At 72.5% G+C, this 13,065-nt stretch carries 13 protein-coding genes and 1 rRNA gene; 3 read left to right on the forward strand and 11 right to left on the reverse strand.

The genetic code is table 11. The features are described from left to right. Window positions 1-84: 84 nt before the first annotated feature. The 3 genes from hemA to RM572_RS18420 all read right to left on the reverse strand — a co-directional run bounded on the left by hemA (window position 85) and on the right by RM572_RS18420 (window position 2,988). Entirely contained in the window at window positions 85-1,632 is a 1,548-nt protein-coding gene (hemA, locus tag RM572_RS18410; protein ID WP_311674446.1) for a glutamyl-tRNA reductase, read from the reverse strand. After that, window positions 1,629-2,405, reverse strand: coding sequence for a redox-sensing transcriptional repressor Rex (locus tag RM572_RS18415; RefSeq protein ID WP_311674447.1), 777 nt, complete (start codon window positions 2,403-2,405; stop codon window positions 1,629-1,631). Before RM572_RS18415 ends, hemA begins: the two co-directional genes overlap by 4 nt. 346 nt (window positions 2,406-2,751) lie before the next feature. Next, complete coding sequence (locus RM572_RS18420) at window positions 2,752-2,988, reverse strand: glutaredoxin family protein (protein ID WP_037790714.1); 237 nt, start codon at window positions 2,986-2,988, stop codon at window positions 2,752-2,754. 130 nt (window positions 2,989-3,118) lie between these two features. On the opposite strand from RM572_RS18420, the gene RM572_RS18425 reads away from it, so the two are divergent. The 3 genes from RM572_RS18425 to RM572_RS18435 all read left to right on the forward strand — a co-directional run bounded on the left by RM572_RS18425 (window position 3,119) and on the right by RM572_RS18435 (window position 6,746). Further along, entirely contained in the window at window positions 3,119-4,036 is a 918-nt protein-coding gene (locus RM572_RS18425; RefSeq protein WP_027764608.1) for an HAD family hydrolase, read from the forward strand. Between the two features lie 442 nt (window positions 4,037-4,478). Next, window positions 4,479-5,336, forward strand: coding sequence for an ECF subfamily RNA polymerase sigma factor, BldN family (locus RM572_RS18430; RefSeq protein ID WP_136182947.1), 858 nt, complete (start codon window positions 4,479-4,481; stop codon window positions 5,334-5,336). A gap of 204 nt (window positions 5,337-5,540) precedes the next feature. Continuing rightward, window positions 5,541-6,746: a DUF5667 domain-containing protein gene (locus tag RM572_RS18435; protein WP_311674448.1), complete on the forward strand. Its 1,206-nt coding sequence runs from the start codon at window positions 5,541-5,543 to the stop codon at window positions 6,744-6,746. Between the two features lie 194 nt (window positions 6,747-6,940). Here RM572_RS18435 and RM572_RS18440 read toward each other — a convergent pair whose 3' ends face one another. The 8 genes from RM572_RS18440 to rrf all read right to left on the reverse strand — a co-directional run bounded on the left by RM572_RS18440 (window position 6,941) and on the right by rrf (window position 12,876). Next, entirely contained in the window at window positions 6,941-8,026 is a 1,086-nt protein-coding gene (locus RM572_RS18440; protein WP_311674449.1) for a lysophospholipid acyltransferase family protein, read from the reverse strand. After that, the gene (locus RM572_RS18445; protein ID WP_311674450.1) at window positions 8,019-9,095 is read right to left on the reverse strand and encodes an NAD-dependent epimerase/dehydratase family protein; all 1,077 of its coding nucleotides are present in this window, start codon (window positions 9,093-9,095) and stop codon (window positions 8,019-8,021) included. The genes RM572_RS18440 and RM572_RS18445 overlap by 8 nt, the downstream gene beginning before the upstream one ends. A gap of 177 nt (window positions 9,096-9,272) precedes the next feature. Beyond that, window positions 9,273-9,371 carry a 30S ribosomal protein bS22 gene (locus RM572_RS18450; protein ID WP_003948845.1) on the reverse strand — a complete coding sequence of 33 codons (99 nt, stop codon included), beginning with the start codon at window positions 9,369-9,371 and terminating at the stop codon, window positions 9,273-9,275. A 152-nt stretch (window positions 9,372-9,523) separates the two neighbouring features. Beyond that, window positions 9,524-9,733, reverse strand: coding sequence for a helix-turn-helix domain-containing protein (locus RM572_RS18455; RefSeq protein WP_027764613.1), 210 nt, complete (start codon window positions 9,731-9,733; stop codon window positions 9,524-9,526). Window positions 9,734-9,854: 121 nt separating this feature from the next. Continuing rightward, on the reverse strand, window positions 9,855-10,679 hold the full coding sequence (locus RM572_RS18460; protein WP_311674451.1) for a phosphatase: 825 nt from the start codon (window positions 10,677-10,679) through the stop codon (window positions 9,855-9,857). An 84-nt stretch (window positions 10,680-10,763) separates the two neighbouring features. Continuing rightward, window positions 10,764-11,945: an acetoin utilization protein AcuC gene (locus RM572_RS18465; protein WP_311674452.1), complete on the reverse strand. Its 1,182-nt coding sequence runs from the start codon at window positions 11,943-11,945 to the stop codon at window positions 10,764-10,766. A gap of 23 nt (window positions 11,946-11,968) precedes the next feature. Beyond that, window positions 11,969-12,616, reverse strand: a complete 648-nt coding sequence (locus tag RM572_RS18470; RefSeq protein WP_311674453.1) for an HAD family hydrolase — start codon at window positions 12,614-12,616, stop codon at window positions 11,969-11,971. Between the two features lie 143 nt (window positions 12,617-12,759). Next, window positions 12,760-12,876, reverse strand: a 5S ribosomal RNA gene (rrf, locus tag RM572_RS18475). Between the last annotated feature and the right edge of the window lie 189 nt (window positions 12,877-13,065).

Here is a 13,065-nt window from a genome sequence, read left to right on the forward strand (position 1 = left end):
TGCGACGGGTGCCCAGCCGGAGGGCGCCGGCGTCGAGGCCGGCGTCCGGGCCGGTGCCGGGGCCGCCGTGGGTGGGGCCGGTGCTCATTGCCGCTCCTGTTCCGGGTTGCTGACCGCGGCGACGGCCTGCGGGTCGAGGTCGAAGAGCTCGCGAAGGGCGTCGGCGTACCCGGCGCCGCCGGGCTCGCCGGCGAGCTGCTTGACCCGTACGGTCGGCGCGTGCAGGAGCTTGTCCACGACGCGCCGGACGGTCTGGGTGATCTCTGCGCGCTGCTTGTCGTCGAGGCCCTGGAGCCTGCCGTCGAGGCGCGCCATCTCGGCGGCGACCACGTCGGAGGCCATGGCGCGCAGCGCGACGACCGTGGGGGTGATGACGGCGGCCCGCTGGGCGGCGCCGAAGGCGGCGACCTCCTCGGCGACGATGCCGCGCGCGGCGTCGACGTCGGAGGCCATGGGGGCGTCGGCGGCGGCCTCGGCCAGCGACTCGATGTCGACCAGCCGCACCTCGTCGAGCCGGTGCACGGCGGCGTCCACGTCCCGCGGCATGGCGAGGTCCAGCACGCCGACGATCCGCCGCCCGCCGGGGGCCGGGCCGGCGTCTCCGGCCGCCGCACCGTGCGCGGCGTCCCGTGCCCCGTCGCGCGCGGCGAGCGCGGCGCGGACGTCGTCGGCCGTCAGCACGATCCCGGTCGCACCGGTGCAGGACACCACGATGTCGGCGTACGGCAGCTCCGCGTGGATCTCCTCCACGGCCGCGGCCCGCGCGGCGAAGCGGCGGGGCGGGGCGGGGCCAGCGTGGTCTCCGGTGCCACCGGCCTCCGCGTCGGGACACAGCCCGCAGCCGGAAGCCTCCGCTCCCACCGACGGGCCCGCGCCGAGGGACCCGGGCTGCACGTCGGCGATCCCGGCGAAGCCGTACTCGTCGGCGAGGCTCGCCGCGAGGCGCTCCGCGCGGGACACGGTGCGGTTGGCGATCACCAGTTCGGTGACACCGCAGCGCGCGAGCGTGGTCGCGGCCAGCGAGGACATCGAACCCGCGCCGATCACCAGCGCGCGCCGGCCGGCGACCCAGCGGGCCACGTCGCCCTCCGCCCCGGGTGCCGCCAGCGAGACGAGCGTCTCCAGTCCGAAGGTGACCAGGGACTGTCCCGCCCGGTCGATGCCGGTCTCGGTGTGGGCGCGCTTGCCGACCCGCAGCGCCTGCTGGAAGAGGTCGTTGAGCAGCCGCCCGGCGGTGTGCTCGTCCTGCGCGACGGCGAGGGCGTCCTTGATCTGGCCGAGGACCTGGCCCTCGCCGACGACCATCGAGTCCAGCCCGCACGCCACCGAGAACAGGTGGTGCACGGCACGGTCCTCGTAGTGCACGTACAGATAGGGCGTCAGCTCGTCCAGCGCGACGCCGCTGTGCCGCGCCAGCATGGTGGACAGTTCGGCGACACCGGCGTGGAACTTGTCGACGTCCGCGTACAGCTCCAGCCGGTTGCACGTGGCGAGCACCGCCGCCTCGGCGGCGGGCTCGGTGCCGACCGTGTCGTGCAGCAACTTGCCGCGCGTAGACGCCTCGAGCGCGACACGCTCGAGGACGCTGACCGGGGCGCTGCGGTGACTCAGCCCGACGACGAGGAGACTCATGCCGGCATCACGGCGGGCACGTCCCCGTCAGGTCCCGAGTCGGGCCGCTTCGTCACCGCGGCGGCCGGCGGCGCCGCGGGCGGCGCCGTCTCCTCCAGCGGAGCCTCCTCGCCGGCCTTGCGCTGCTCGTGGAAGGCGAGGATCTGCAGCTCTATCGACAGGTCCACCTTGCGCACGTCCACGCCCTCGGGAACCGAGAGCACGGTGGGCGCGAAGTTGAGGATGGAGGTCACCCCGGCCGCGACGAGCCGGTCGCACACCTGCTGCGCCGCGCCCGCGGGGGTGGCGATGACGCCGATGGAGACGCCGTTCTCCGCGATGATCTTCTCGAGTTCGTCGCTGTGCTCGACCGGGATGCCGGCGACCGTACGACCGGTCAGGGCGGAGTCGGCGTCGATGAGCGAGGCGACGCGGAATCCCCTGGAGGCGAAGCCGCCGTAGTTCGCGAGCGCGGCGCCGAGGTTGCCGATACCGACGATGACGACCGGCCAGTCCTGCGTGAGGCCCAGTTCGCGGGAGATCTGGTAGACGAGGTATTCGACGTCGTAGCCGACACCACGGGTGCCGTAGGAGCCGAGGTAGGAGAAGTCCTTGCGCAGCTTCGCCGAGTTGACCCCCGCCGCCGCGGCCAGCTCCTCGGAGGAGACCGTGGGCACCGAACGCTCCGAGAGCGCGGTCAGTGCGCGCAGATACAGCGGCAGACGGGCGACGGTGGCCTCGGGAATCCCTCGGCTCGCTCTCGTCGCCGGTCGGTGGTTTCGGCTGGTTGCCACGGTGCTCCTGCCGGTTGCGCGAAGCGGTGAGCGGCCGTACGCCGGGTGCGTCGCGTACGTCGCTGCGCACGTTCCCGGACCGCTCCGTCGCGCCCAGGCTATGCCTTTGTGAACGCGTGCACAAAGATGGTGTCCGTTTTGCCCTGGCAACGTGACCGGTGCCACACGCATCAAGGGGGGCACGCGTCACACTCCTCACGTATACGCCCCCCGACGGCAAAACGACGTCGATGATAGTCGAATTCCAGCCGATTCCGGGCGCCCGAGCCACCAGCCTACCGGCCGGTAGAACCTCCGCCGACCACGTGCGCGAGGCCACCCCCTCCGGAGGCGGCCGGGCCGCACATCAGCCCGCCAGCGCCCGCCGCAGGCGCTCCGGGTCGACGCGCCAGAAGTCGTGCTGCGCGCCGTCGACCAGCACCACCGGGATCTGCTCCCAGTACGCGCGGTACAGCTCCTGGTCCTGGTTGATGTCCTTCTCCTCCCAGACGGCACCCGTCTCGGCGCAGACCCGGTCGATCGTGTCCCGCGCGACGTCGCACAGGTGGCAGCCGGGCTTTCCGATCAGCGTCACGGTCTTCATGCCCCCATTGTCCAGCCACCCGGCCCGCGTCCCGCACGCGCGTGCGGGACGTACGGCCGTCCTGATGCCGTACGGCGAGCCGACATCCGTCCGTAACGGACCGCTGCCCCGGACTGGCTATGCTCGCCGTATGCCTCTTCCCTCCTGGCTCACCCGGCCCAAGCGGGCCGCGACCGCGCGCAGCGTCCTCGCGGGCGAGGCAGCCGCGGAGGCCGCACGGAAGCAGGAGGCGGCAGCGCCCGAGCCGCCCGCAGCACCGGAGTTCCCGGTCGCCGGGGACACCCGCGCCGCCGCGTTCTTCGACCTGGACAACACGGTCATGCAGGGCGCCGCCCTCTTCCACTTCGGCCGCGGACTGTACAAGCGGCGCTTCTTCGAGAAGCGCGAACTCGCCCGCTTCGCCTGGCAGCAGGCCTATTTCCGGCTGGCCGGCGCGGAGAACGCCGGACACATGCAGGACGCCCGCGACAGCGCACTCTCCATCGTCAAGGGCCACCGGGTCAGCGAACTGATGGAGATCGGCGAGGAGATCTACGACGAGTACATGGCCGGCCGCATCTGGCCCGGCACCCGCGCGCTGGCACAGGCCCACCTGGACGCCGGCCAGCGGGTGTGGCTGGTAACCGCCGCCCCGGTGGAGACCGCGACCATCATCGCCCGACGCCTCGGCCTGACCGGCGCGCTGGGCACGGTCGCCGAATCGGTGGACGGCGTCTACACCGGCCGTCTGGTCGGCGAGCCGCTGCACGGCCCGGCCAAGGCGGAGGCGGTCCGTGCGCTGGCCGTCGCCGAGGACCTGGAGCTGGAGCGCTGTGCGGCGTACAGCGACTCGGCGAACGACATCCCGATGCTGTCGCTCGTCGGCCACCCGTACGCGATCAACCCGGACAGCTCGCTGCGCGCCCACGCCGCCCGGGAGGGCTGGCGGTTGCGCGACTACCGCACCGGACGGAAGGCCGCGAAGATCGGCATCCCGGCCGCCGCGGGCGTGGGCGCCGTGGCCGGCGGCACCGCCGCCGCGCTGGCCATCCACCGCCGGCGCCGCTGAACCGGACCCCCTGAGCCGTGCCACGGGCACGGGCCGTCCCGGCGAGGGGCCCCTCGGACGGTTCGGACCCTCGTACACCGGACCGAACGGTCAGCCACCGATCAACCGCGCGAAAACGGCAGACCGTGACGCGCGTCGCAGGCGCATCCCGCCGTCTTACCCCCACCTGCGCTCCCCTAGACATGACTCTGACACTCGGTCAGAAACGGTCATAGAGCCATCAGATTTCACCTATCAAGTGATCACCATGTCACTCGCGTTCGAATACTTCTCGACTCCCAACCCGTAACAGAGCAGACCGAATCGACGATTTCAACAACTGGGCGTAGCACTGCCTGTACGAAGCGTTATTCTCCTCAGACGCCTGCGGAACCTCTCCGCCCCTGGCCGGGCGAATCGGTCCCGCAGTGCACGTGATGGAAGCTCTGCCTCTGGGAGTCCCGTGTACCCACACGTCGGGGTTGACGCCTCGGGCCTGGCTACGCTGCGCACCTCGGTCGTCGACCGACTGCGCACGATCGTCCCCACCGCGTACGCCGTGCCCGCCCTCGCCGCAGCCGCACCTGTCCCCGCACGCCCCTGCTACGCACTGGCCGACAGCACCGCCACCGGCGCTGCGGCCGGCCCCCGGGTCGCCGGCAGACGGCGCGGCGCCTCCGGCACCGGAACGGCCACCCGGGGTTCGTCCGGCGCCGCGACCCGCGGCGCCTCCGGCACCGCGACCCGCCGCCGGCCCGCCGTCGGCGACACCGAGGCCCGCCGGATGATGGACCTGGTCGAGCGCGCCCAGAACGGCGAGGCCGACGCCTTCGGCCGGCTCTACGACCAGTACAGCGACACCGTCTACCGGTACATCTACTACCGCGTCGGCGGCCGGGCCACGGCCGAGGACCTGACCAGCGAGACGTTCCTGCGGGCGCTGCGCCGGATCGGCACCTTCACCTGGCAGGGGCGCGACTTCGGCGCCTGGCTGGTGACCATCGCCCGGAACCTGGTCGCCGACCACTTCAAGTCCAGCCGGTTCCGGCTGGAGGTGACCACCGGGGAGATGCTCGACGCCAACGAGGTCGAGCGCAGCCCGGAGGACTCCGTGCTGGAGCGGCTGTCCAACGACGCCCTGATCGACGCGGTGCGCCGGCTCAACCCGCAGCAGCAGGAGTGCGTCACGCTCCGGTTCCTGCACGGCCTCACCGTCGCCGAGACCGCGCGCATCATGGGCAAGAACGAGGGGGCCATCAAGACCCTCCAGTACCGGGCGGTCCGGACCCTGGCCCGCCTGATGCCCGAAGACGTTCGATGACCACAGGTGACACGCCATGCGCTCGCGGTCACATCATCGTGACTCCGTAACCCGTCCGGCGCTCGGATCGTTGGGGGGAATGCAGACTCCCCGCAGCGGCGACACGCCGACCCGCGTTCACTCGATCGGGTGTACGCGCACCGGCGGCGCAACCCACCCCCTGCCGTGGGGAGTCCACCGTGCTGATGAGAGGAGGTGCCGCCCGTGATCGGATCCGTATCGGCGAGCCGGCGGGCACACGCCTTCGCCGAAGCCGTGGACGAGCACGACCGCGGGATCGGCGAGGTAGCGGCTGACGGCGACCACGAGCAGGCGCAGCTGCTCGCCCTGGCGGACGGGCTCGGCTCGCTGCCGAGACCCGAGATGGACCCGGAGGTGAAAACCGTCCAAAGGGCCCAGCTCGTCGCGGCCATGGAGGCAGCCGTCGCGGAGGGCACCCTCGGCGCCGGCGACGGCCTCGTCCCCCGGCAGCGCGGCGCCCAGCGCGGCAAGGGAGCCCACCGCGCCACCGGCTCCGGACCGTTCGGCCTGTTCCGGCCCACCTCGCGACTCGGCAAGGGCCTCGCCGCCGGCGGGCTCAGCGTCGGCGTCGCAGCCTCCGCCCTCGGCGGAGTCGCCGCGGCCAGCACCGACGCCCTCCCCGGCGACACGCTGTACGGCCTCAAGCGCGGCATGGAGGACCTGCGACTCGACCTCGCCGACGACGACGCCGACCGTGGCCTCCTCTACCTCGACCACGCCTCCACCCGGATGCGCGAGGCACGCCGCCTGGTCGAACAGGACCGCACCGGGAACCTCGACCACGAGGCGCTCGCCGACATCCGCCGCGCGCTCTCCGGCGTGAGCCACGACGCGGGAGAGGGCCACCGCCTGCTCAGCGCCGCGTACGAGCGAGACGGCGGCATCGGCGTCATGCAGTCCCTCTCCACCTTCACCCAGGACCACCGCGTCCGGTGGGCGGAGCTGCGCGGGCGGCTTCCCGTGCAGCTGTCGGACGTCGAGGAAGAGGTCACCGAGGTCTTCACCGCCATAGAGCACGAGGTCGAGCCGCTGCGCGCGCTCTTCCCCGACCCGCCGGCGGAGTCCGGACCGGCGCAGAGGAGCGCGCCCGGCGGGGAACGGCAGGGAGCCGACCGGTCAGGGAGTCCCTCCGCGGAGTCCTCGCAGGGCGAGCGGCGGGACCGCGACTCCGGGGGCGACCGCCCCCGGCCGTCCGGATCGTCCTCGCAGCAGGACGACGGCCTGCTCGACGACGGCCTGCTCGACGAGCCGTCGTCCGGTCCGAGCAAGGACAGCTCCCGTCCCGGCTCCGGCCGCGACGGCGCAGAGCGTCCCGGGCCGGACTTCACCCTCCCGCCGCTGGTCCCGGACGTGCTGCCCGGCCTCGGCGTGGACGCCCGCGACGACTGAATCCCGTCACCGCAGAAGAGGCGGGGCGACGGCCGATCCCCACACCGGCCGCCGCCCCGCCTCCTTGGTATCACCGACACCCCCGTCAGCTGAACACCGTCCGACGACGCAAGACGGTCACGATCGGGGGAAGACCCGCTCCCGACGACCCGCCGGCCCGACATGACACCGGCCGCCGCGGCACCCCGGCCCCGTCAGAAGAACACCGACCGCCGCCCCACCAGCAGCTTGTACAACGTGTGCTGGATGGTCTCCCGGACCTGATCGGTCAGGTTGAACATGAGCATGGGGTCGTCCGCCGCCTCCGGCGCATACCCGTCGGTCGGGATGGGTTCGCCGAACTGGATCGTCCACTTCGTCGGCAGCGGCACCGCCCCCAGCGGGCCCAGCCACGGGAACGTCGGTGTGAGGGGAAAGTACGGGAAGCCGAACAGGCGCGCGAGCGTCCGGGAGTTGCCGATCATCGGGTAGATCTCCTCCGCCCCCACGATCGAGCACGGCACGATCGGCGCGCCCGCCCTGAGCGCCGTGGACACGAACCCGCCCCGTCCGAACCGCTGCAGCTTGTACCGCTCGGCGAACGGCTTGCCGATGCCCTTGAAGCCCTCCGGCATGACGCCGACCACCTCCCCGCGCCCGAGCAGCGTCGCCGCGTCCTCCGCGCACGCGAGCGTGTGCCCGGCCTTTCGCGCGAGCTGGCTGACCACCGGCAGCAGGAACACCAGATCGGCCGCGAGCAGCCGCAGGGCACGGTCGGCCGGATGGTGGTCGTGGACCGCGACCTGGAGCATCAGGCCGTCCAGCGGCAGCGTCCCGGAGTGATTGGCGACGACCAGTGCCCCGCCCTCCGATGGGATGTTCTCGACGCCCCGGACGTCCACCCGGAAGTACTTCTCGAAGACCGGCCGGAGCAGCGACATCAGCACCTGGTCGGTGAGCTCCGCGTCGTAGCCGAACTCGTCGACCTCGTACGCGCCGGTCAGCCGGCGGCGCAGGAACGCCAGCCCGCGGGCGGCCCGCTGCTCCCACGCGCCGTCGGCGGACGGCCCCGGGGTTTCCGCCGCCGGGTCCGGTCCGTCGTGCCCGGCGCCGCCGTCGTGCCCCTCGGCCTGGTGGGGCAGCGGCACCAGAGGCGCCCCGTCGGACTCCGCCCGGCCGCCGCCCGACCGGGCCGGCCGGGACCGGGTGCGGCCGCTCTGCCGGCCCGCGCCGCTGCCGCGCCGACGCTCACGGTCGCGGTCGCGGTCGTCGTCGAACGGGATCACTTTCGCGTCACCCATGGTGGTGCGGCTCCTCCTCGTTCCGGGCCCGCGCCTGGTCGGGGGCGAGCTGTGCGGCGACACGGTCGACGGCGCGGCCGACGCCCTCCGGCGGCAGCAGCCCCTGCGGGCGGCTGCGGGCGAACGCGTGCAGCGCGTCCGCCGTGCTGTACCGCGGCTCGAAGCCCAGCAGTTCCCGCATCTGCGCCGTACGGACCACCCGTCCGTGGGTGAGCATGCGGACCTGTTCCGGCGAGAGGTCGGAGGCCCCCACCGACCTCAGCAGCGAGCCGCCCCAGCGGAGCGCGGGCAGCGGTATCGGCACCGTGGGGCGACCCAGCCGCCGGGCGCACTGGGACAGCAGCAGCACCCCGTCGCCGGCGATGTTGAACGTGCCCGCGTTGTACGTGCCCCGGGCCGGCTCTCCCGCAGCCCTGCGTAGCACCTCGACGGCGTCGTCCTCGTGCACGAACTGCAGCCGCGGATCGTAGCCGAGCACCGTCGGCAGCACCGGCAGCGAGAAGTAGCCGCTCATCGGCGAGTCGACGGTCGGCCCGAGCACGTGCGCGAAGCGCAGCACCGTCACGGACACGTCCGGACGGCGGCGGGCGAAGCCCCGCGCGTACCCCTCGACCTCCACCACGTCCTTGGCGAAGCCGCCGCTGGGCAGCGCCTTCGGCGGCGTCGCCTCGTCGAACACCGCGGGGTCGCGCGGCGCCGACCCGTACACGCCGGTACTGGACTTCAGCACCAGCCGTCGCACCGACGGAGCCTTCTGGCACGCGCCGAGCAGCTGCATGGTGCCGATGACGTTGGTCTCCTTGAGCGCCCCCACGCTCCCGCGCGGATGCAGCGGCGTCGCGTTGACGTCCAGGTGCACGACGGTGTCCACGCCGTGCTCGGCCAGCACCGTACCGATCACCGGCTGGCGCAGGTCGGCCTGCACGAAGGTGGCGCCGCCCAGGTGGTGGGCGGGCCGGACCGCGTCCACACCGACCACCCGGTCGACGTCGGCCTCGCGCTGCACGCGCCGCACGAACCGGCCCGCCAGTTGCCGGGCGACTCCGGTGACGAGTACCACCCTGCCCACGTGATCTCCCTGTCGTCGACCGTCGCGACCCGCACACACCGTCCACCATGCACGCGCGGGGGCGCACACGCCCCGGGCCCGCGCTGGGGACAGCAGACCACAAAAAAGCCGTCGCCTTCCGCCGCACACGCATCGGTGTGCGGCGGAAGGCGACGGATCAACGAGCTGCGTGCCCGCTCACTTCTTGTTGCGGCGCTGCACGCGCGTGCGCTTGAGCAGCTTGCGGTGCTTCTTCTTCGCCATCCGCTTGCGCCGCTTCTTGATAACAGAGCCCACGACTACCCTCGCTCACTTCTCCGACTCGGTGCGGGGCGTCCGAGCCCACACGACCTACATGGGCTCAGCCTACCCGCCGCCGGTGAAGGGACGTAATCCGAGGTTCACTCCGGGGCTCCGGCCGGGGACGCGGCACGCACGCCCGTACGGAACTACGCGCTCTCCATCCCGACGTAACTCTCCCGCAGGTACTCATGGACGGCCTGTTCCGGCACCCGGAACGACCGGCCCACACGGATCGCGGGCAGATGACCGCTGTGCACCAGGCGGTACACGGTCATCTTGGACACACGCATCACGGCGGCGACTTCCGCCACGGTCAGGAACACGACCTCGTTCAGAGGCCTCTGGTCGGCAGCCATGTCTCACCTGAACCTTCCGCACACGTCGGACACCGGCTTCCCCTCCGGCGGCTCCCACCCCATGCGCTACCCAGATACGGGACGGGTGATGCAAGTGGGGAAGAGGAGAGCGATCAGGCTCCTACTGTGACAGACGGGCGCGATTGAGTACATAGCGCGTCAGCGGGCCGTAGTGCACCGCTGACGCCCCGTCATTCAACGGCACCGCCACGGCCACCCGCCCCTCCGCCTCCCCGACGAACGGCGCCGGATCGTCCGTGTCCGCGGGCCCCATCGCCTCGACGCCGAGCGCGCCCGCCGCGCAGACCCATCCGTGGTCCCCGACGACCAGTTGCGGCAGCCGCCCGCCCTCGGCCGCGGCCGCCGCCAGCGCACTGCGCAGCGGAAGCGGCGAGTGGGTGTGCGCGCCCGGCGCATCCGGATCCGTGCACGCTCCCACCCTGTGCAGGACAGCCACCCCGCGCACGTACGCCAGGCGGTGCGGCACGACGCCGAAACGCGTCGCCACCTCGACGCGCCGGCCACGCCCCGGCGTCAGCACCGGGCATCCCGCGGCGGCGAGCGCGGCCGCCAGCGCGGTGTAGAAGCCCAGCAGACGGTCCGGGTGGCCGGTGCCGAGGAGCACCGGCTCACGGCGGCGGACGGCGGCGCCCAACCGCTCGGTGAACACGTCGAGGGCGGCGAGGGTGAGGTCGGGGTCGATCCGGTCCCGGCCGGAGACCCGCGCCGGATCCGGAGACACCCCGCACCGCTGCGCCATGAGAGCCAGCAGCTCCGGGACGGTCCAGTCCCGCTCGGGCACCAGCCCGAGCAGCGCCCGCGGGTCGCGCGCGGCGAACAGCCGGTACCTGGTCAGACTCTGCTCGCGGGTCGTCGCCACGGTCCCGGCCAGACCCGCGGCGAGCAGATGCGCCCGCAGCCCGGCAACACTCCGCACGCCGCCCATGGTGAACGGTCCGCGCCTGCGGAACGTTCACCTCCGCGCACCGTCACCCGTGCGTGCGACGCGACTTCGTGCTCACCGGAGGGCCTACGGCAGCAAACCGTGGGCGGGGAACGCCGCGCGACGGGTCGCGAGGACGGCCTGGTCCAGCGCATCCGCGGGGTCGTAACCGGTCTGCTCCCACGGGCGCCACGCCGCCGCCCGGCCGTCGGTCATCCGCCGCGGAGCCGTGGAGACGCCGGTGCGCGCGTACACCTCGCGGCGCCACTCCTCCGGCACCTCCGCGTCCGGCGCCACCGGGGCCCCCGCGGCGATCCCCACCAGGTGCGTCCAGCTGCGCGGGACGACGTCCACGACGGCGTATCCACCGCCCCCCAGAGCCACCCAGCGGCCGTCTGCGTACTCGTGGGCCCACGCATGGCACGCCTCGGCCGCGGCACGCTGCGCGTCGACGCTGACCGCGAGGTGCGCGAGGGGGTCCTCCGCGTGGGTGTCGGCCCCGTGCTGCGTCACCAGCGCGTCCGGGCGGAACTCGGCGAGCAGTTCGGGCACCACCGCGTGCAGCGCCCGTAGCCAGCCGTCGTCGCCGGTACCGGGGGGCAGTGCGACGTTGGCGGACGAGCCGGCCGCCGCAGGGCCGCCGGTCTCCTCGGGCCATCCGGTGCCGGGGAAGAGCAGGCGCGGGTGCTCGTGCAGGGAGATCGTGAGAACCCGGGGATCGTCCCAGAACGCGGCTTCGACGCCGTCTCCGTGATGCACGTCCACGTCCACGTAGGCGACCCTGCGCGCGCCGAGTTCGAGGAGCCGCGCGACGGCGAGGGCCGCGTCGTTGTAGACGCAGAAGCCGGCCGCGGAGCCGGGCATCGCGTGGTGCAGGCCGCCGGAGAAGTTGACGGCGTGCCGCGCCTCGCCCCGCCACACCGCCTCGGCGGCGCCGACGGACTGGCCGGCGATGAGCGCGGAGGCTTCGTGCACCCCGGCGAACGCCGGATCGTCCATGGTGCCCAGACCGTAGGATCCGTCAGCGGTCAGCGGGTCGGCGGAGATGCGGCGCACGGTGTCGATGTAGTCCTGCCGGTGCACCAGCCGCAGCGTCGAGTCCCCGGCGGACTTGGCCGCCCTCACGTCCAGCCCCGGCGTCCCGGGCAGACCGAACGCCTCGACGAGACGCATCGTGAGCGCCAGCCGCACGGGGTCCATGGGGTGTTCGTCACCGAAGTCGTAGCCGGTGACCGCCTCGTCCCACATCAACACCGCGCCGCCGCTCATGCCCGCCACCGTACCGGTGCGGTTCAGGAGGAGAGGAGACCCACCAGGGCGTTCATGTCGGTGAACCGCTCGCGTGCGGCGGCCAGCCGGTCCGGCGGAGTCATCGCCGCGTAGCCGTACACGTCCATACCGGCCGCGACACCGGCCCGCAGGCCGAGGGGGCTGTCCTCCACGACCGCGCACCGCCCGGGCGGGACGCCCATCGTCCCCGCGGCGTGCAGAAAGAGGTCGGGGTCGGGCTTTCCGCGGGCCACGTCCTGCGCACTGAAGATCAGGCCCTCACCGAACCGTTCGTACAGGCCGGCCTTCGTCAGTGAGACGCGGATCCGCTCGTGGGTGCCCGAGGAGGCCACGCAATACGGCACCCCTTCGGCCTCCAGCTTGTCCAGGACGCCGTCGATGCCGTCGACGGGCAGCAGCTCCCGCCGGAAGGCGGCGAAGGTCCGCTCGTGGAGGACCTCCTCGAACGTGAGGGGCAGGCTGTCACCGGTACGTGCGCGGACCACCTCGCGCACCCGTGTGACGGAAGAACCCATGAAGTCGCGTACGGACTCCTCGAGGGTGGTGGGGTGGCCGAGCTCCGTGAGAAAGCCGGCCAGCACCCGGTTGGCGATCCGTTCGCTGTCCACCAGGACACCGTCGTTGTCGAAGATCACCAGGTCGTAGCGCATGCGCGTCAGCCTAGTGCTGTGGCCGGGAGGGTTCACCGGCCACAGCACTAGCGACGGTCCTTGGGCGGTGGGGAGCCGGTCAGGGTCTGGAAACGGCGAAAGCCCCGTCGGCCCGAAGGCCGACGGGGCTCCCGTCAATGATTGTTCGGCGGCGTCCTACTCTCCCACGAGGTCCCCCTCGCAGTACCATCGGCGCAATAAGGCTTAGCTTCCGGGTTCGGAAAGTAACCGGGCGTTTCCCTCACGCTATGACCACCGAAACACTATGAAACACACAAAAACCGGGAGAACCAGCCGCAACCCCTGCACCACCCTCACGGGCGGGGGTTGCGGGGTTCTCGACCTGGTTGTGGTCTCAGAACCCACACAGTGGACGCGAGCCTCTATGGACAAGCCCTCGGCCTATTAGTACCGGTCACCTCCACCCATTACTGGGCTTCCAGATCCGG

The organism is Streptomyces hazeniae (genome assembly GCF_031845485.1).
Classification (GTDB): Bacteria; Actinomycetota; Actinomycetes; order Streptomycetales; family Streptomycetaceae; genus Streptomyces; species Streptomyces hazeniae.